A 17,270-nucleotide genomic window follows, 5' to 3' on the forward strand; every position below is an offset into this window, starting at 1 on the left:
GGGTCGTCAAGGTTGGGGTCCAAGGTGGTGCTGCTGAGCCGAATCATCCTGGCGGGCTTGGATGGTGGCCTGTTCGGCCTGCATCCGTGGGCGCTGCGACGAGTGGCCGACGCGCTCAGCGAGGTCCTCGAGGAGCAGTGTGCGCGTTATCGCTTCCCGCGGCCTGCGCTCACCGTGTCCCCGTCCGTCCGCGCATTGTTGCCACGAGATGTCAACGCGGCGTGAAGGTTCCGCTCCATCCCGTCAAGACGCCGCAAAGATCCTGGCCAAGCCGTCGCGGCAGCGGAAGGCTCGATGAAGGCGCATGCGGCATCGGGCCGCGGCGCGGTCAAGAAGAGGTTTCGGTGACACTCACGACAGGATTGTGGTCCACATCTTCGGCGATGCTGCCGGCGTCGGCCGAGCAGGAGGCGATGCGCCGGTGCGCCGCGTGGCACCGCTCGCTCGACCCGGTCGAGCTGGCGTTGCCTGCCCGGGCGTTGCGGGACAGCCACGTGGCCAAATGGGCCCGCGATCACGCGCTGGTCGTCGAGGTGCACAACGGCGGCGATCTCGCGACGGCGATCGGCACCGGCATTCACCCGATGCGCCTGGTGGTGCACGCCGGCGGGTTCAGCGGTGACGAGCTGGTGTTCTGCAGCGCCAACCTCGGGGTCGGGCGGGTGGTGGCGAACACCCCCGAGCAGGTTCGGCTGCTGGTGTCCTGTGCCGTGCGGCACCGTCGGCAGCGGGTGGTTCTCGGCACGACCACCGCCGACGTCGTGACTGCCGTCCTGACCGGTCCGCGTCTCGATTTGGTCGGTGTGTATCGCGAAATCGGTTCGAGTAAGGACTGTTTCACTGAGGCGCCCGAGGTGGTCGGTGAGGTGATCGCCGAGATGGCCCGCATTCGGAAGGCGCACGCGGTAGTGCTCACCCGCGTGTGGGTCGGAGGTGGCGGGTTCGGCCTCGACGCCGGTCCCGATGACCTTGCCGAGCCTTCGCGGGCCATCGAGATGACGGTCGACGACGCCTGCGCGACGCTGCGTTTCCCGCGGCCGCTGGTGGTGGTCTCCGCCGGGCCGGGCGGGCCTCACTAGGCGGGTACCGGACAAACCTGTACAGCGGCCCCGCAACGGACATAAATTGAGCCGTGGGCTCAAAACGGCCCCAGAGCCGGCACCACGTTCAACCAGCGGCGCAACGGCCGCTGCGGGTTCTCGTTGTCGGCGCTGGGGTCGGCGGCATCTCCATCGCCCGCGGACTGTTGCGGGACGGCCATGACGTCACGGTGTTCGAGCAGCGCCCCGAGGTGCGGGCCGGTGGCGGCGCCGTCACCATCTGGTCCAACGGAGAAACGGTGCTGCGCCAACTCGATGTCGACATGGGCGGCGCCGGTCAGGAGTTGTCGACCGTTCGGGTGATGACGTCGACGGGACGTCCGATGACCACCCTTGACGTGACCGCGATCGTGAACCGGATGGGTGCGCCGGTGCGGATGGTTCCGCGCCGGATTCTGCTCGGCCGGCTGCTGGAAGGCTTTCCGGCCGAACGTATTCGGTGCAACACCCAGGTGGTCGGCGTCGCTGACGGCAGCCGCGGGATCCGTATCGATTTCGCCGACGGCGGCTGTGCCGACGGCGATCTGGTGATCGGTGCGGACGGCTTGCACTCCAAGGTCCGCGAGATCGTGGGCGCGCCGCACGCGGAACCGACGGGCTGGTGCAGCTGGCAAGGGCTGGCCACGCTCCCGGACGGGGCCGATCGCCGGGTCGCCTTCGTCATCGTCGGGGAGCACGGGAACCTCGGCCTGTGGCCGGCCGGCGGCACCGAGGTGCAGTGGTGGTTCGACCTGCCGTGGTCACCCGACTTCGTCCGGCCCGACCGCCCGATCGAGGTGATCCGCGCCAATTTCACCGGATGGTCCGAGCTGGTCGATCGCGTGCTCGCGTCACTGACCGATGTTGACCTGGTCCGTTCGCCGTACCCGCATTTCCGCCATCCCATCCCCGGCCCGGGCCGGGGTGCGGTGACGTTGTTGGGCGATGCCGCTCACACGATGCCGCCGACGCTGGCGCAGGGAACCAATCAGGCGCTGTTGGACACGATGGTGTTGTGCAAGGCGCTTTCGGATAGCCGTGGCGGCGCCGACGTGGCTGGGGCGCTGCGCTGGTACGAGAAGACCCGTCGGCGCCGCGTCGCGGCGGTGTCCCGGGTGGCCTCGCTGCAGGTGTCGCACGGCGAGGCGGTGCTGCGGCCGGCGGCGATGGTCCCCGACCGGGTGATGACCTGGGTGCTGGCCACCTTCCTGCGGGTGGTGAGCCACCGCAGGATGGCCGCCGGTATCAACCGGGACCTGGCGCCCGCTCCGGCCACAGGAAGCGACGAACATGCCCGCTGAAGCCGTACGTGTGCGGGGAGCGATCGACGCGCCGTCGAACAAGCTGTGGCTCGTCAAATGGTGTGTGCTGGCCGTGCCGCACTATCCGATACTGATCGGCCTGTACCTGGTGTATCCGCTGGTGGTGCTCGCCGCGGGTGTCGCGATCCTGTTCACCGGCCGGTATCCGCGGCCCCTGTTCGATTTCAACGTCGGGGTGTTGCGCTGGTCGTGGCGGGTGATGAATTACCGGTTCCCGATGAACACCACCGACAAGTACCCGCCGTTCTCCCTCAAGCCGCAGGCCGACTATCCGGGTGATCTCGAGGTCGACTATCCCGAACAGCTCTCCAGGGGAGCGGTATTGGTGAAGTGGTGGATGTTGGCGCTGCCGCAGATCATCATGTGCTGGGCGATGGAGGCGCCGCTGCAAGTGCTCTGCGTCATCTCCGCGGTGCGGTTGCTGGCCCGGGGGACAGTCTCGCAAGGCATGTTCGACCTCTTGATGGGAATCGTGCGGTGGCGTTACCGCGTCGCCGTGTACGTCTCGCTGATGAGTGACGAATATCCACCGTTTCGAATGGATCTGGGGGCCGCGGATTGAACCAATCGGTGCTCGCCAACGTGCAGAGGGTGTGGGGTGCCACACCGTGCACCCAGAAGAGGTGGGTTCCAATGAGGAAATCAACCAGATTCGTCAGTGCATGTGTCGGTGCCCCGGTCGCGGCGCTGTGTTTCGGAGCCGGAACCGCGTGGGCCACGCCGTCTGCCAATTCCTCTACGCCACACGTGGATACGGGTGGCGTGGCGGTGTCGGCAGGCGGTCACGATGTGGTGCAGGTGGGCAGTAGCTCGGCGAACACCAGCGGCCGCAGCGTCGCCGTCGCCTTCGACCTGCCGGGACAGAATCCCAGCACCGCAACCGCCAACGGAGATCGCAACTTTGCCTTGGCGATCAACGGCAGCACCGCCACCGCGAACGGCAACGACAACGATGTCCGCGCCGCCTTCGGCAGCACGAATCACGTCACCGGCAACAACAACACCTCCTATGCCATCCCCGGCAGTCATTCGACGGTCACCGGGGACAACAACTTCGCGGCGGCGCTGTGCGGAGGGAATGTCAACATCTCTGGCCAGGGACAACGCGTGACCAGCGCGCCGTGCGTAGGACATTGACATGGATTGAGGTGCATGAGGCGTCGTAACCCGTTGTTCCCGTACGTATATCGGCTGGGTATGCCGGTATTCGACAGGCTGTTCTACCGCCGGTACCGCCGGTCGGCGATGAGCCATGCGACAGGCAGGTTGTTGTTAGTCGGACTCGGCCCGGGCACGGATCTGCTGTTCCTGCCGGCGGCGGTGACGTCCGTCGTGGCGGTGGAACCGGAACCGACGATGCGGCGCATGGCGCGCGCCCTGGCCCGTCGCCACGGTATCGCCGTCGAGGTCGTCGACGGGGCCGGCGAGTCGATTCCCTTCCCGGACAGCAGTTTCGATTCGGTCCACGTCGGCCTGGTGTTGTGCTCGGTCGACGATGTGGCGGCCACGCTCGCCGAGATCCGCCGCGTCCTGACGCCCGACGGCCGGTTGGTAGTGCTCGAGCACGTCCGCGGTGAAGGCTTGATGGGGCGGTACCAGGATCTGATCGCGAGGCCGTGGGCCTGGCTGTCCTCGGGCTGCGAGCCGAATCGCCGGACCGTCGACGCCATCGCCGCGGCCGGATTCGACACCAGCAAGCTGCGCAGCACCCCGCGGACGCTGGTACCGCCACCGTGCACCCCACATCTGCAGGGAGTCGCGACTATTCGACGCTGACGGCCTCGATGATGTTGAGCCGCGCGGCACGTCGCGCGGGTGGCAGCGATCCCAGCAGGCTGATTGCCAGGGCGCCCAGCGTGAAGACCAGTGCCATCGGACTCGGCCGGAACGTGACGTTGAAGTTCATGACGTCCCCGCTGACGAGGCTGAACAGCCACTGGTCGACCAAGCCGATCGTCAGGCCCAGGACTCCGCCCACGATGCCGATGGCTGCCGCCTCGGCCAACACCATCGCCAACGTGTAGCGACGGCTGGATCCCATCGCGCGCAGCACCCCGATCTCGCGGCGCCGCTCCAGCACCGACAGCGTCAGCGTGTTGAGCAGGGCGACGGCGGCGACGAACACCACGATGATCCACACGGCGTTGGCGATCAGCATGCTCTGGTGCAGCGGCGCCTCCAGGCCGGCCAGCGCGGTACGGCCGTCGTAGGCGTGGTTCGGTGCGGGAACGACGCCACGGATGTTGGCCAGCAGGCGAGTGGGGTCGGTGTCCTTGGCGGCGGTGACCTGCAGCGTCGTCGACCCCGGCCGGTCGAACCAGGCACGCAGCTGATCGAGGCCCATCCCGACGGTGCCGATCACCGTCGAGAAATAGGGGACCAGTGCCAGCACCTTCGTCCGCTGCGGGCCGTGCGGCGTCTGCAGTTGCAGCTCGTCGCCCGCCCGGACGTTGAGGGTCTTCCCCAGGTTCTGGGAGAGCACCACGCCGCGGCTGGCGAGCACGTCGCTGCGGGTCTGATCGTCGAGGGCCCGGAACAGTGCGTCGTGGCTGCCGGGGGCGAAGCCGTCCAGCATGACCCGGGTGCCCCCGACGACGGCGAAGCCCAGCGCGCCTTCGGTGACCTTCGCGACCCCGGGCACCTCGGTGACGTTCTGGGTAAGGCCTTGGGGCAGAAGGCCGGTGGGGTACTGGTCGGGTGAATTGGCGCTTACCCAGACGTCGACCTCGGCGACCGGGGCGAAGATATCGCGCGCCGATCGGATCATGTCGTTGTTCGTGCCGGTGATCACCACGGTGGTGACGACGGCGATCAGCACAGTCATCACGGTGGCCCAGACCCGCCGTGGGGCACGCTCTATGGTGGCCGCCGCCAGCGCGCCGGCCGAACCGAACATCCGCGCCACGGCGGCGGTGGCCGTGACGATGGGCCCGGCGAGCGCGAACCCCAGCGCGATCTGTGCGGTGAACAGGGCGGCGATCGCCACGAACGCGATCGAGCCCGGCACGTAGAACACCACCAGGATGGACGCCGCCAGCACCGCCACGGCCGCGATACCCGTGGTGATGCGCAGCCAGCGCGGCACGTTGTCCGCCGCCGACACCCCGACCGGGGCCAGCGCCTCGATCGGTGAGACCTTGTACACCTGCCGGGCCGCCATCGCCGACGCCGCCACACTGGTCAATGCCGTCGCCGCAATGGCCGCCGGGATCGCGTAATCGGGCAGCCAATACTCGATGCGGGCTTCCAGTCCCTGCGTCATCGTCGGTGGCAGCCGGCCGATCGCCAAGCGGCCCAACACGATTCCGAGCAACGAACCGATGGTGCCGCCGATCAGCCCGAGGATCGCGGCTTCGGCGAGCATGTCGCGGACGATGGTGGCGCGCCGGCCGCCGATGGCCCGCAGCATGGAGATGACCGGGCGGCGTTGGGCGATCGCCATGGTCATCGTGGTGTAGATCAGGAACGCGCCGACCACAAGTGCCACCGCCGCGCCCATCAGCGCCATGTAGTTCATCAGCTTGACGCCATCACCGGCCCGGGCGGCCCGCAGGCTGGGTGCGGCGACGATGGCCCGGCCGTCCACGGCCGCGGTGACCTGCTCGCGCACTTTGTTGAGGTCGGCATCCGGGGTGGTGGTGATCAGGATCGAGTCGAGCTGGCCCAGCCTCCCGGTCACGCTCTGCGCCAACGGAAGTGGGGCCAGCACATAGTGACCGCCGTTGAGGTCGGCGAGTTGCTTGCCCTCCAGCACTTCGGCGACGGTCACCTTCCCCGAGCCGAGCTGGAAGGTCTCGCCTTTCGCGTGCCCGACGGCGGGCCCGACGCGGACACCCTCTTGTGCCGTCGGGGTTTGCACCTGCACCCCTACCGCGTCTTTCAGCGCGCCTTCCAGGGCGCGGCTGCGGTCGTCGGCGCCGAACAGCAGGACCGGTTCGGTCGCGGTGGGCGCGGACATCCGGATCATCGGAGCGGCGGTCGCGACCCCGGGCACCTTGGCGACGTCGCCCAGCACAGCGTCGGGGAACCCCGCGTCGGTGACGCCCGAGATTTCGAGGGCGGCGATGCCGGCGACGCCGTCGGCCAGCCGGTTGACCGATCCGGTGATCGACCCGAAGATGCCGAGGATCGCGACGAGATACATTGCCGACACGGCCATTACGGCGATCGAGGCGATGGTGCGCCGCCGGTGCACGGTGAGTTCGCGCAGGCTGAACACTCGAAGCCGACTTGCCGCGGCCGCGAGTTTCACCCGGGCACCACCGACATCTCGTCGGAGCCGAGCCGGCCGTCCTGCAGGGTGATGACCCGGTCGGTGGCCGCCGCGGCGTCGGCGTTGTGGGTCACCATCACCACCAGCCGGCCGAGGCCCTCCTCGTGGGCGACGTCGCCCAGCAAGGTCAAAATCGCCGCACCCGTCGTCGAATCCAGGTTGCCGGTCGGTTCGTCGGCCAGGATCAGCGGCGGGTCCATCATCATCGCGCGGGCCACCGCGACGCGTTGCATCTGGCCACCGGACAGTTCGGACGGCCGGTGCTCGGTCCGGTTGCCCAGGCCGACGCGGTCCAAAAGTTCCACGGCCTGCGGTTTGACCTTGCCCAGCCGGACCCCGTCGAGCAGCTTCGGGACGGCCACGTTCTCCCAAGCCGACAGGGTCGGCAGCAGGTTGAAGAACTGGAAGATGAAGCCCACCCGGTGGTGGCGGAACGCGGACTGCTGCTCGTCACCCAGGCGGCCGATCTCCTCGCCGTCGAAGGTGATCGAGCCGGAATCGGGGGAGTCCAGTGCGCCCAGCAGGTGCAGCAGCGTGCTCTTCCCCGCACCGGACGGGCCGATGATCGAGACGAACTGCCCGCCGGTCAGCCGCAGGCTGATCTCGTCGAGGGCGCGCACGGTCTGGCCGCCGACCTGGTACTCGCGCACCACGTCGCGCAGTTCGATGGCCAGTTCGGGCATCGCAGCCTCCCGGGAGTCGGGATATGCGCAGCCTACGCCCGGCGGGTGTCGCCTATCGCCTGCTTCTGCGACGCCGCTTTCCACACCTGGGTCGCGCCGCCGCGATTTTCACGACCCAGCGGTAGAAACCGGCGCCAACGAGGCGACGAACCGGGCCTTCTGATCGGTGGCCGGGATGATGCGGGGCTCGGATAAGCGGTAGCGCCGGCCCCGATGTACCACGTCAGCCGCACCGGCGGCCCGGACATTGCGCACCCAGTCCGACTGGGTGCCGTAGTTCAGCACCACCCTGACCGACCTGCTGTCGATGAATGCCATGACCGGGGTCCGGTACGGCTTGCCCGACTTGCGGCCGGTGTGCTCGATGACGGCCATGTAGGGCAGCCACGGTGCCCACAGTCGTTGCAGTGGGTTGGTGACGTACTTGTTGAACTGGGCGATGATCCGCATCGCCCGTGGTCCAAGTGTTGCCGCGATGCTTTCGGCAACTACGGCAATCGAATTCGCGATACTGCTTGGCATGTGCGGCCCCCGTCGCTGTTCAGCCCTGCGGGCCATTCAACCAAGCGGACCCAGGTCGGTGCCATCCCCCATTTGTGCGAGGGTGTGCTCCGGTCCGTCATTCCTCGGGGAATATGCCCGTGTCCGGCCTGGTTGCAGCGGCTCATGGCTGAAATCATGCGCCGGTGGGAGATGGACGGGATCGGCCGAGACGCGCTCCGGCTGCGTGAGGTGGCCGTTCCGACGCCGGGTCCCGGCGAAGTTCTGATCAAGGTGGCGGCGGTTTCGTTGAACCATCGCGACAAGATGGTGATCGAAACAGGCCGCGGGTTGCCACTGAAATTCCCCTTCACACCGGGGTCCGATCTCGCCGGGACCGTCGTCGCGGTCGGAGATTCGGTGACCCGATTCGCCGTGGACGATCAGGTGATCTCGGTGTTCACCCCGGACTGGATCGATGGCTCCCGGGCAGGTGATGCGCGGACGCCCTCCTACTGGACACTGGGCGGTTTCTACCCCGGCGTGCTCGCCGAATATGTAGTGCTGCCGCAGGATTGGGTTGTTCAGGCTCCACGGACCCTGTCGCCGGCAGAGGCTAGCACGCTGCCGGTTGCCGGGCTCACGGCGTGGTTCGCGCTCGTCGAACGTGGACATGTTCGGGCCGGTGAGGTCGTGCTGGTCGAAGGCACCGGCGGCGTCGCGTTGTTCGGACTTCAGATCGCGAAGATGCACGGTGCCCAGGTCATCGTGTCGGGCAGCGCGGACAAGCTGGACAGAGTCGCCCAACTGGGTGCAGACCATGTCGTGGATCGGCGGAGCGCGGATTGGGCCGAGACCATCCTCGCCCTCACGGGCGACCGCGGTGTGGACCATGTTTTGGAACTCGTCGGGGGCGCGCACCTCGGCAAGGCCGCGCAGGTCGTCGCGGTCGGCGGCCACATCCATCTCATCGGCGCGCTTGACGGGTTCGAGGTCACGACACCCGTCATGCCAATCCTGATGAAGGACATCACAATTCACGGTATCGGCACTGGACATCGGCGCGCACTCACCGAGCTCGTCAGTGCAATCGACAGCACGGGGACGAAGCCCGTCGTCGGCGCGCGCTATCCGTTGCATGATTTGTCGACGGCGCTGGACCATCTCGATCGAGGCCCGTTCGGCAAGATCGTCGTCGAGGTGGGGTGATCGACCCTTCGGGTACTCGGGGCGGTCTGATGAGGGTGAACCCTGCTGAAATATGCTCTCCTGCGACGCCCCCATAGCCCAATTGGCAGAGGCAGCGGACTTAAAATCTGTCCGGCCTACGGATTCATGCGGTTTGCCCAAACGGAAGGTAATGCAGGTCAGAGGGTTGAAAATGGTTGTCTGTCAGGATGGTTCGATAGGTGCTCATCGCACTTTCAACAGCACATCAACAGCGCAACAAAGCTAGGTACAAAATCCAGCAAACTACCCTCTGACCTGCATTCAAACGGACCTAGATAGACTCCCGGCTCAAGCGGGTGTAGCCCAATTGGTAGAGGCAGGGGACTTAAAATCCCTGTGTTGTGGGTTCGAGTCCCACCATCCGCACCGCTTGCATTCAATGGCACGGATTGAATCGGCCAATCACCAACCGCCCTGGTGGATGAGTGCCAAGACCGCTCCGAGCTGACCGCGCACGATGGCCGTATTGCCGTCTGATTTCGTCGCTCGCTGACGTAGGCAGCTCGCTACGGCAATGCCACCGGCGAAGCGCTCCAATCGGCCACCGGTGGACGGTTTCAACGTGGAAACCTGGCCGCGACTGAACAAGGGTGCTCATTTGAACCCCGGCTGATTCATCGCGTGGCGCAGCGCATGAGCTTCAACCGCCCCGTTTAGGCTGCTGGCGTGGATAAGAACCAGCTCTACTACGGCGACAACCTTGACGTGCTGCGCAAGTACCGCAAGGAAATCCCTGACGAGTCCGTAGACCTGGTGTATCTAGACCCGCCCTTTAACTCAAACCGGAACTATTCGGTCATTTTCAACAAGTCAGGGCACGTTGATGATGCTGCGCAGATCGAAGCCTTTGAGGACACGTGGCATTGGACGCCAGTAACAGACGTTCAGTTCAGCCAATTTATTGACGAAGCGCCGAATGAAGCCGCAGACGCGCTAACCGCATTCCATACCCTACTGGGTGAAAATGACGCGATGGCCTACCTAACGAATATGGCGCCGCGATTACTTGAGTTACATCGGGTTCTGAAACCAACCGGCTCGCTCTATCTCCACTGCGATGCAACGATGAGCCACTATCTCAAAATCTTGTTAGACGCGGTTTTTGATCCGCGCAACTTCCGTAATGAAATCATTTGGAACCGCACAGCCGCCAAGGGATTGCAGACAACGAGGTTGGCGCGAAATCATGACGTATTGCTCGGGTACGCGAAATCCACGACACCAAAATGGATAGCGGATAAAGCATTCACACCATACGATCCTGACGACCTTGACGAGAAGACTGCCGGGAAATACAAGTACAAAGACCCGGATGGCCGAATCTATCGTCTTAGCGACATTACTAACCCGAATCCAAATCGGCCGAACCTCACATACGAATTTATGGGTATGACGAAAGTATGGAGGTGGACGAAAGACCGAATGGAACAAGCGCTCAATGACGGGATAATTGTTCAAACAGCACCGGGCAAGATTCCCCAAATGAAGCGCTACCTTGACGAACAGCGTGGCCGACCACTCAGTGACGTTTGGACTGACATTTCACCACTGAATTCCCAAGCCGCCGAACGACTCGGATATCCGACACAAAAGCCGCTCGCACTTCTTGAGCGGATCATTGAACTAACCACTGAACCCGGTGACGTGGTTCTAGACCCGTTCTGTGGTTGCGGCACAACGGTGGACGCTGCGCAACGGTTAGGCCGCAAGTGGATCGGCATAGATATTACTTACTTTGCCGTGGACCTAATCATCAAGCGATTGAAAGACGTCTACAAAGATGCACAGCCGCCAATATCCAGTACGTTCGACGTTACTGGAATACCCAAAGACCTGGACGGCGCGCAAAAGTTGTTTGAGCGCAATCACTTTGAGTTTGAACGTTGGGCGGTTTCGCTTGTCGGAGCACGTCCAAAGGCGAAACCCGGTGGTGACAAAGGGGTTGACGGTATTGCGCGTTTCTTGCTGCCTGGTAAGAACGAACGCGGAAAGATCATCGTTAGTGTCAAAGGTGGCGCTTATGGACCTACTGACGTTCGAGATTTGAACGGCACGCTGACCACGCAAAAGGCCGAAATGGGGATACTTGTGACATTGAAGCCGTCAACAAAAGGTGTGCGCGACGCCATCAATCACGGGGGCACATACAAGCATCCGTCTGTGGCTGAACCGTTCCCGCGATTGCAGCACATCACGATTGCCGAGCTGTTAGAGGGCAAGAAACCACGTCAGCCGCTCACTGACACACAAACCCACATTCAAGCCGAAGCACTCAAAACGCCGGATGAAGCGCCAGACATGTTGTTCTGACGGGTACGGAACCGTTCGGCCAGCTGGCGCGTCTAACGGGGTATGGACGAAATCGAACGTGCTGCCATCCGTGCCGAAGGTTCAGACCCCGATGACCCTCAAGTGGTCGCAGCGCTAGACCGCGTGCGCCAGGTGCTCATAGAGCTTGGACGCAACAACAGCGGCCTAGCCGACCCAACTAGACCGCTGTCGTGTCCCGAACCGGCGCATGGTTCGGGAAGTTCTTCTATGCGCTACCGGTGCCGATGATCGGTTGATTCATCGGCGGTGTTTTGCCGTGGTAGCGGCCACCTTCAAGCGGTGACTTGTCTTCTTTGCCCTTTGGCGTGATGCCCTTGCCCCAGCTGTATTCGGTAGCAGTGTCATCTAGCCGTGTTGGGTCTAGAGGCCGTTCGCAATCACCTAGAAACCCGATTCCGATAGTCATTGCTGGCCACCTTCACTAGCCGAATCATGTTGCACTGTAGGCACAGTGACCGGCTTAGGCTCGAGCGTTGAACCCGCGACAGCCAGAGCGACAACCACATCTGATAGATGCTGTGCAAGCCAAGTAGACGGTTCCATGTGTTCAATCCTTCACAGATGAACGCGCTTCATGCGCTTAATGGGCAGGGGGAAACCGATTGGCTTACTTGGCAATTACCGGGGCGGTGTAGTTCGCGTTAGCCGAAATCTGCATCACTGACGCTGCGCCACGATGACGGACACCAACACCAAAACCACGGCTAAAGAACGAATCTTGAAGCGGGTAGCCAGGAACCTTGCCCTGAATCTGACGCAATCCCTGATAGGCCGCGTTCACGTGCTGGCGAACACCAATCACGTTGTTCGGGTGATTTGGGCCGTAGGTGGCAGCAACAGAGAAGTAACCCTCTGGCACGAAATCACTTTCGATGATCCACAGCGGGCCGTAGGAACCAGAAACCTTGAGGCCGTTGAACTTTTCCGGCGCAACCTGACCCACAAGATTCTCCGGCTGCAAGTAGGCCGGAGCGCCAGCCGACGGAATGTAGTCGTGTTTGGCCACAATGTCGGTTGCTGTCTCCTTGCCAGCTCGGAACGTAGAAATGACTTCACCTTGTGCGGGATTGACGAAAGCCAACAGTTGCGCGCCAGAATCCGCGTTGTAACCGTGTTCAGTCACGTTCTTTGCGCAGGTCTCAAGATCACCGCTATCGATTGTGGCCGCCCCGCTAGTCGCGTAGTGCGTATGCGGTGCCGTGAACGTCTTGCCGAGATAGGCCGGTGGCACGATCGAATCACCGTTGTAGAGGCCGTAGCACGTGTGATTCCACTCGTTCAGTTCTGCGGTCGGAGAAAACAGACGTTCCAAAATGGTGCCCTGGACTAGCTTTTGATCGGCAGCAAGCGCGTAGTTGGCTACAGCACGAATCTGTTCGGCTGTGCTGTCTCGCAGGAACTTCCACGTAAAGCGGGTTGCCTTGTCGTAGTCGCGGAACGTGTAGCCAAGTAGCAGATGCTTGGACGGAGCGCGAACAGATTCCGGCTCACCGTATTCGCTTGCCAGCTCGAAACTTTCGTCATTGGTTGCTTGCGGGATTGCGTCAGCAGTGTTGACAGTCCAGTACGAAAGCAGGTTCGTAATCGCAGACCGTTCCGCGTTCCACGCATCAAGCGCGGCCTTGACTTCACCCCAAATCAGATTTAGGTCTACGCCATCGGCAGAACGATTGACCAGAGTGTCACCCTCTGTGTTATAGCCGCCCTCTGCGCCAAACGGCGGATTTTCCAACAGGTTTCGGAACAGGTCAGACATTGGTGGAATCCCTTCAAAGCTTGCTTGATTGGCAGAACCGTCCGCGCTAGTGAATCGGCCTGAAAGGTAAGTAAAGAACCGATTCACTAGGCGACGGCGCGAAAATGACTCGCTAGGGGAGACTTACAGGACTCACACCATGCCCGTAATCGCATTGTGCGCCAATGCGTCCCGCTGGTCAACGCCATGCGTCAACGGCGCGCCGTCCCGAAGTGGTTGCCTCCCAACGCGTCCCGTGGCACTCTGGGTGTCGGGTCGATAGAGGCCGTTACCCCGTTATCTACGTGGGTTTTTCAATCCGAAAGGCAATCAATATGTCTCGCATTGCTGGCGCGACGGTCGATCAAGAGTTCTTTGATTGTGCCGACGTCGTGACCTACTTGCACGGCAAGGGTCTAAAACACATCACAGAGCGCAGCGTTGTACGCGCAACTTACGAGGGTCGAAAGCTGTTGAAATCAACCCGAATCGGTGCCCGTACCTATTGGGCGCGTGAAGACATTGACGCATGGATCAAACGACTTAGGAACCAAGCATGAGCTTTGAACAGGACACACAACACCGCATCAACCAAACGCTTGCCAAAGCTGGCGTAGCCGTCGTGATGCCGGATGATTGGGATTACGTAACAAAGCTGGCCGATGGTTTAGGGCAGAACGATTTCGTCCAATTGACCTGGCTTGACCAGGATTCAGATGCGACTGCTCTCGCTGCTGAAAAGATCATGAACCATCTTGCAACTGTGGGTATCGGGTTCCCGGAGTATGGGATTCAGCCAAACCCGCACGGCCACACAGAGATTGCAGAGCATCGCGGGCCGCAGTATGACCCGGCAGACCCGATGACACAGAACCGGTTGTATGGCTTGCTTGCCGGTCTACCGGGCCAACTTATCCCGTTGTCCAGTGAGTACACATGGAAAGACGTTGTGAACGAACGGCTTCCGCACTATCACAAGTGCGACATTGGAATCTCGCGGGATTGCATGGCAGACAACGCGGTAATCCGGTTTCCCGTGAAGCTAGGCGAAATTGTGGTGATCTTTGCGAGCTGTCAGCAATGCCGTAAGTGGTTCGATCTTGACGGCTTTGATCGGAGATTGAACCAACGGCGGCCAATCAACACGCAGAGGCATCACGACCGGCTACTAGACATGATGCATGACGCGCTACCCAGCGCAGATAATGAACTGGATTGCTAATCATGTTGGACCACAACGCAAAGAACCGCCCCAAAGCTTCCTTTCAATGGGGCGGTTCTTCTACTGCGCGAATCGAATCGATTCGTGGTCACGCCAACACTAATCACCCTTATGACCGAACTGAAGGTTGACCAATGACCAGCGTACCCGCCAATCCCGTTGGTGTGCAATCACTTAGCGCAGACACGTTCGTGTCGTCCGCGATGCGCAATCATTCGCGCGGTTGGCATCCGCTGCCGGTTGGTCGGGTCGAAAAGGGGAACGACCAACCGAAGTACAAAGCGCCGTGGTTCAAGGGTTTGACGGGATATGACGCAAAGCTGACCGATCCATCCGAAATCGAGGATTGGCCTCAACGTATTCGGAGACTGATAGACGAACACGGCGCGTCTGGCATCTTGTCGCTAGGCGTGCGGTGCCCAACGGATCGAATCGGTATCGACGTTGACCAATACGGGTCAAAGCGCGGCCTGGACCAACTACGCGAGCTTGAAGCCAAGTACGGGAAACTCCCCCCGGCCCCGGTAGTCACGGCTAGGGAGCTGTCTACCGGTAGCGGTATCCGTCTATTCCGTGTTCCCGATGGCTGGCACGGTAAGACACAGCCAGCCGAACACATCGAACTAATCCAGTGGTTCCACCGGTACCTAGTCGTTCCACCCAGCTTTCATTACTCCGGTAGTCGCTACCAGCGATATAGGTGTGATGGTCAGTTGGTGCGCTCTGGTGTCCTACCCGAATCAAAAGCCCTGCCGATGCTGCCGGATGACTGGCTTGCCGGTCTTGCCGATCTGAAAGCCAGGGCGGGGGCAAGTGATGCCACAGCACAAGAGATTGCCGCGTTTGAAGCGAAGTATTCAAGCGGGCCGCAACCGATGGTTATCGACGCGATCATTGAAAAGACGTTCGGGTCTAACCCAAATCAGACCCGCAACGCGCTACGGGATGCACTGTGCTGGGCAGCTCGGGAATCAAAGGGTGGCCGGTACGGCTGGCGTAAGGCTCTGGGCAAGATTCGTGACGCTGCGGTTCTGTCCTACGCGAACCGTGGCCGCACGCTTGATGAAACCGAACTAGCTGACTTGATCGCTCTTGCCATCGGTGAAGTTCGGGACCAAACAGAGCGTGAACTTTGGCTACGTTGGCAACCCGATGAAGTGAAGCAAGGTATTGCAGATTTTGAGTCGTCATCGTGGGCGGGCAAGAAGAGGAAACAATCGAATATGGTTGATACAAACGATGATTGGGTCGAAGACGATTCGGCCGGCCTTGACCTTGACCCGTGGGATAAGTTCCCGTTGGTCTCATCGAAAACCCTTGCAGGAGAGATTGAACCCGCTAGATGGTTGGTTAAGGGTGTATGGATTGAAAAATCTGCCGGTGTGGCCGCTGGAAAGAAGAAAGCTTTCAAGACGTGGCAGATGCATTCTATGGGTTTGGCCATTGCCAGCGGTCTACCGTTTCTTGACGAATTTGAAGTAGTCACAGGCGGTTCCGTGATCTATCTATCGGGTGAAGGTGGTCAAGATGAGTTCATGAGCCGCCATCAAGCCATCGGGGCTCGGTACGGCTTGAAGCCAAACGAACTAGAAGACTTGTCGTTTCACTCGTTGTTCAAGGTTTCGACACTCTCCGATCCAGAGTTCATGGCCGCGTTGAAACATCACTTAGACGTCGTGCAACCCGTAGCTGTCTACATAGACCCTTTGTATGCCTATCACCCGAAAGACGTTGAAACCGGCAATGTTTACTCACGCGGGCCGATGCTGGCGAAGATCAGGGAAGAGATCGAACCGTATGCCGCGCTCATCATCGGCGATCACATCAACAAGTCTGCCGATGACAACCGCCTAGACCTAGACGACATTGGTTTTAGCGGCATGAGCCAATGGGCCGATTCCTGGTGTTTGCAGAGCCACCGGACGGATTTCCAAAGCATCGGCATCGACAGCTACGCAAAGCTCAAGGTTGAATATGGCTCTCGTAGAACAGGTTCCATGCGCTATGACATTGACTGGCATCTGACTAGAGACATGTCTGACCACAACGTCATCAAGTGGGCCGCGTGCGACTGGTCGGTGGTTCACAACGCAGCTGACGCAATCACGGGCCGTTTCACTGTGCTTGCCGACGATGACGATTGCTTACGCGCGATTCAAGCCGACGTTGACGCTAACCCCGAGACCAGCAAGACGAACACAATCACTCGCTTGCTAGCGGCCTACAAAGGGCGTTCACGTGACGGTTGGCGTGCGTTGTGGGACAGGTCGATTCGTGACGGTTACGTCGTCAGCACGAAAACCAAAGAGATTCGGCCCTATGGCAAGTCAACACGTGAGTATGAAGTGGAGCGATTCAAAACCGGCAGAGAAGTCGGAAAGGGCAACCAACGGTGACGGCAGCAAACACTTTTCGGCCGATTTCGGGTCGTTGGCGCAGGTGGCCCGCACGGTCTGACCGCATCGCATCTTTGGGTTTGCCGGGCACAGTCTGCGGATGCCGTGCGGGCCGCATCGCATCTACGGCATCTAGTGCTCTACCTGCTGAAACATGCTGTGCGGCATCCGCAACACATCTTTTCGCCGAGCATAGCCACGCACAGGCGCAATGGCAGGCTTGCCATGCAGTGCGAGTGCTTAGGGCATCGCATCTCCGCACTGCATCTAGCTAGCAACGGGGTCGGGGCACCGAGAGTCATTGGGAAACAACACGATTGAATGAAGGGAAAGAGAAGATGAGGGTAGAAGATCGGTACCGGGCCACAACGGGAACTGTTCTAGCACTGAGTGATAACGGGGTAATGCTGTGTCCGTTCTGTTCTGACGATCTGACGCACGTTGACGAAATCTCTGCCGGTTACTTTCCTGGTGATGATTACGATCAAGGCGCAACATCGGCTAGCACTGCGACATTCG

The 17,270-nt window shown here is 61.5% G+C and carries 15 protein-coding genes and 1 tRNA gene; 11 read left to right on the forward strand and 5 right to left on the reverse strand.

Annotated features, from left to right (window positions below; all coding sequences use genetic code 11):
- Positions 1–12: 12 nt before the first annotated feature.
- The 6 genes from G6N57_RS12775 (at position 13) to G6N57_RS12800 (ending at position 4,177) form a co-directional block, all read left to right on the forward strand.
- Positions 13–225: a hypothetical protein gene (locus G6N57_RS12775; protein WP_133118386.1), complete on the forward strand. Its 213-nt coding sequence runs from the start codon at positions 13–15 to the stop codon at positions 223–225.
- Positions 226–344: 119 nt separating this feature from the next.
- Positions 345–1,079 (forward strand): type III PLP-dependent enzyme domain-containing protein, encoded by a 735-nt coding sequence (locus G6N57_RS12780; RefSeq protein ID WP_234815841.1) that lies wholly within the window; start codon positions 345–347, stop codon positions 1,077–1,079.
- Between the two features lie 110 nt (positions 1,080–1,189).
- Positions 1,190–2,380, forward strand: a complete 1,191-nt coding sequence (locus tag G6N57_RS12785) for an FAD-dependent oxidoreductase (RefSeq protein ID WP_077743240.1) — start codon at positions 1,190–1,192, stop codon at positions 2,378–2,380.
- 10 nt (positions 2,381–2,390) lie between these two features.
- Positions 2,391–2,963: a DUF4389 domain-containing protein gene (locus G6N57_RS12790; RefSeq protein ID WP_097926401.1), complete on the forward strand. Its 573-nt coding sequence runs from the start codon at positions 2,391–2,393 to the stop codon at positions 2,961–2,963.
- 185 nt (positions 2,964–3,148) lie between these two features.
- On the forward strand, positions 3,149–3,538 hold the full coding sequence (locus tag G6N57_RS12795; RefSeq protein ID WP_133118385.1) for a hypothetical protein: 390 nt from the start codon (positions 3,149–3,151) through the stop codon (positions 3,536–3,538).
- 15 nt (positions 3,539–3,553) lie between these two features.
- Positions 3,554–4,177, forward strand: coding sequence for a class I SAM-dependent methyltransferase (locus G6N57_RS12800; RefSeq protein WP_077742832.1), 624 nt, complete (start codon positions 3,554–3,556; stop codon positions 4,175–4,177).
- Here G6N57_RS12800 and G6N57_RS12805 read toward each other — a convergent pair.
- The 3 genes from G6N57_RS12805 to G6N57_RS12815 all read right to left on the reverse strand — a co-directional run bounded on the left by G6N57_RS12805 (position 4,164) and on the right by G6N57_RS12815 (position 7,807).
- Positions 4,164–6,560, reverse strand: a complete 2,397-nt coding sequence (locus tag G6N57_RS12805; RefSeq protein WP_234815843.1) for an ABC transporter permease — start codon at positions 6,558–6,560, stop codon at positions 4,164–4,166. The genes G6N57_RS12800 and G6N57_RS12805 overlap by 14 nt on opposite strands.
- A gap of 89 nt (positions 6,561–6,649) precedes the next feature.
- Positions 6,650–7,357, reverse strand: a complete 708-nt coding sequence (locus tag G6N57_RS12810) for an ABC transporter ATP-binding protein (protein WP_407665969.1) — start codon at positions 7,355–7,357, stop codon at positions 6,650–6,652.
- Positions 7,358–7,465: 108 nt separating this feature from the next.
- Positions 7,466–7,807 (reverse strand): nitroreductase family deazaflavin-dependent oxidoreductase, encoded by a 342-nt coding sequence (locus G6N57_RS12815; RefSeq protein ID WP_234815840.1) that lies wholly within the window; start codon positions 7,805–7,807, stop codon positions 7,466–7,468.
- Positions 7,808–8,023: 216 nt separating this feature from the next.
- Here G6N57_RS12815 and G6N57_RS12820 point away from each other — a divergent pair, with 216 nt between their 5' ends.
- From G6N57_RS12820 to G6N57_RS32245, 3 genes are all read left to right on the forward strand, one after another.
- Positions 8,024–9,046 (forward strand): zinc-dependent alcohol dehydrogenase family protein, encoded by a 1,023-nt coding sequence (locus tag G6N57_RS12820; RefSeq protein WP_234815839.1) that lies wholly within the window; start codon positions 8,024–8,026, stop codon positions 9,044–9,046.
- Positions 9,047–9,359: 313 nt separating this feature from the next.
- Positions 9,360–9,433 (forward strand) — tRNA-Leu (locus G6N57_RS12825).
- Positions 9,434–9,733: 300 nt separating this feature from the next.
- Positions 9,734–11,377 (forward strand): site-specific DNA-methyltransferase, encoded by a 1,644-nt coding sequence (locus G6N57_RS32245; protein WP_077742835.1) that lies wholly within the window; start codon positions 9,734–9,736, stop codon positions 11,375–11,377.
- A gap of 226 nt (positions 11,378–11,603) precedes the next feature.
- On the opposite strand, the gene G6N57_RS12835 is transcribed toward G6N57_RS32245, so the two are convergent.
- Together G6N57_RS12835 and G6N57_RS12840 are read right to left on the reverse strand one after the other, a co-directional pair.
- Positions 11,604–11,804, reverse strand: a complete 201-nt coding sequence (locus G6N57_RS12835; protein WP_133118384.1) for a hypothetical protein — start codon at positions 11,802–11,804, stop codon at positions 11,604–11,606.
- A 201-nt stretch (positions 11,805–12,005) separates the two neighbouring features.
- The gene (locus G6N57_RS12840) at positions 12,006–13,154 is read right to left on the reverse strand and encodes a hypothetical protein (protein WP_077742836.1); all 1,149 of its coding nucleotides are present in this window, start codon (positions 13,152–13,154) and stop codon (positions 12,006–12,008) included.
- Between the two features lie 535 nt (positions 13,155–13,689).
- Between G6N57_RS12840 and G6N57_RS12845 the strand changes: the two genes are divergently transcribed.
- Together G6N57_RS12845 and G6N57_RS12850 are read left to right on the forward strand one after the other, a co-directional pair.
- Positions 13,690–14,355 carry a hypothetical protein gene (locus G6N57_RS12845; protein WP_077742837.1) on the forward strand — a complete coding sequence of 222 codons (666 nt, stop codon included), beginning with the start codon at positions 13,690–13,692 and terminating at the stop codon, positions 14,353–14,355.
- 134 nt (positions 14,356–14,489) lie between these two features.
- Positions 14,490–16,751 carry an AAA family ATPase gene (locus G6N57_RS12850; protein WP_077742838.1) on the forward strand — a complete coding sequence of 754 codons (2,262 nt, stop codon included), beginning with the start codon at positions 14,490–14,492 and terminating at the stop codon, positions 16,749–16,751.
- The last annotated feature ends 519 nt before the right edge of the window (positions 16,752–17,270 follow it).

It is taken from the genome of Mycolicibacterium boenickei (assembly GCF_010731295.1).
Classification (GTDB): domain Bacteria; phylum Actinomycetota; class Actinomycetes; order Mycobacteriales; family Mycobacteriaceae; genus Mycobacterium; species Mycobacterium boenickei.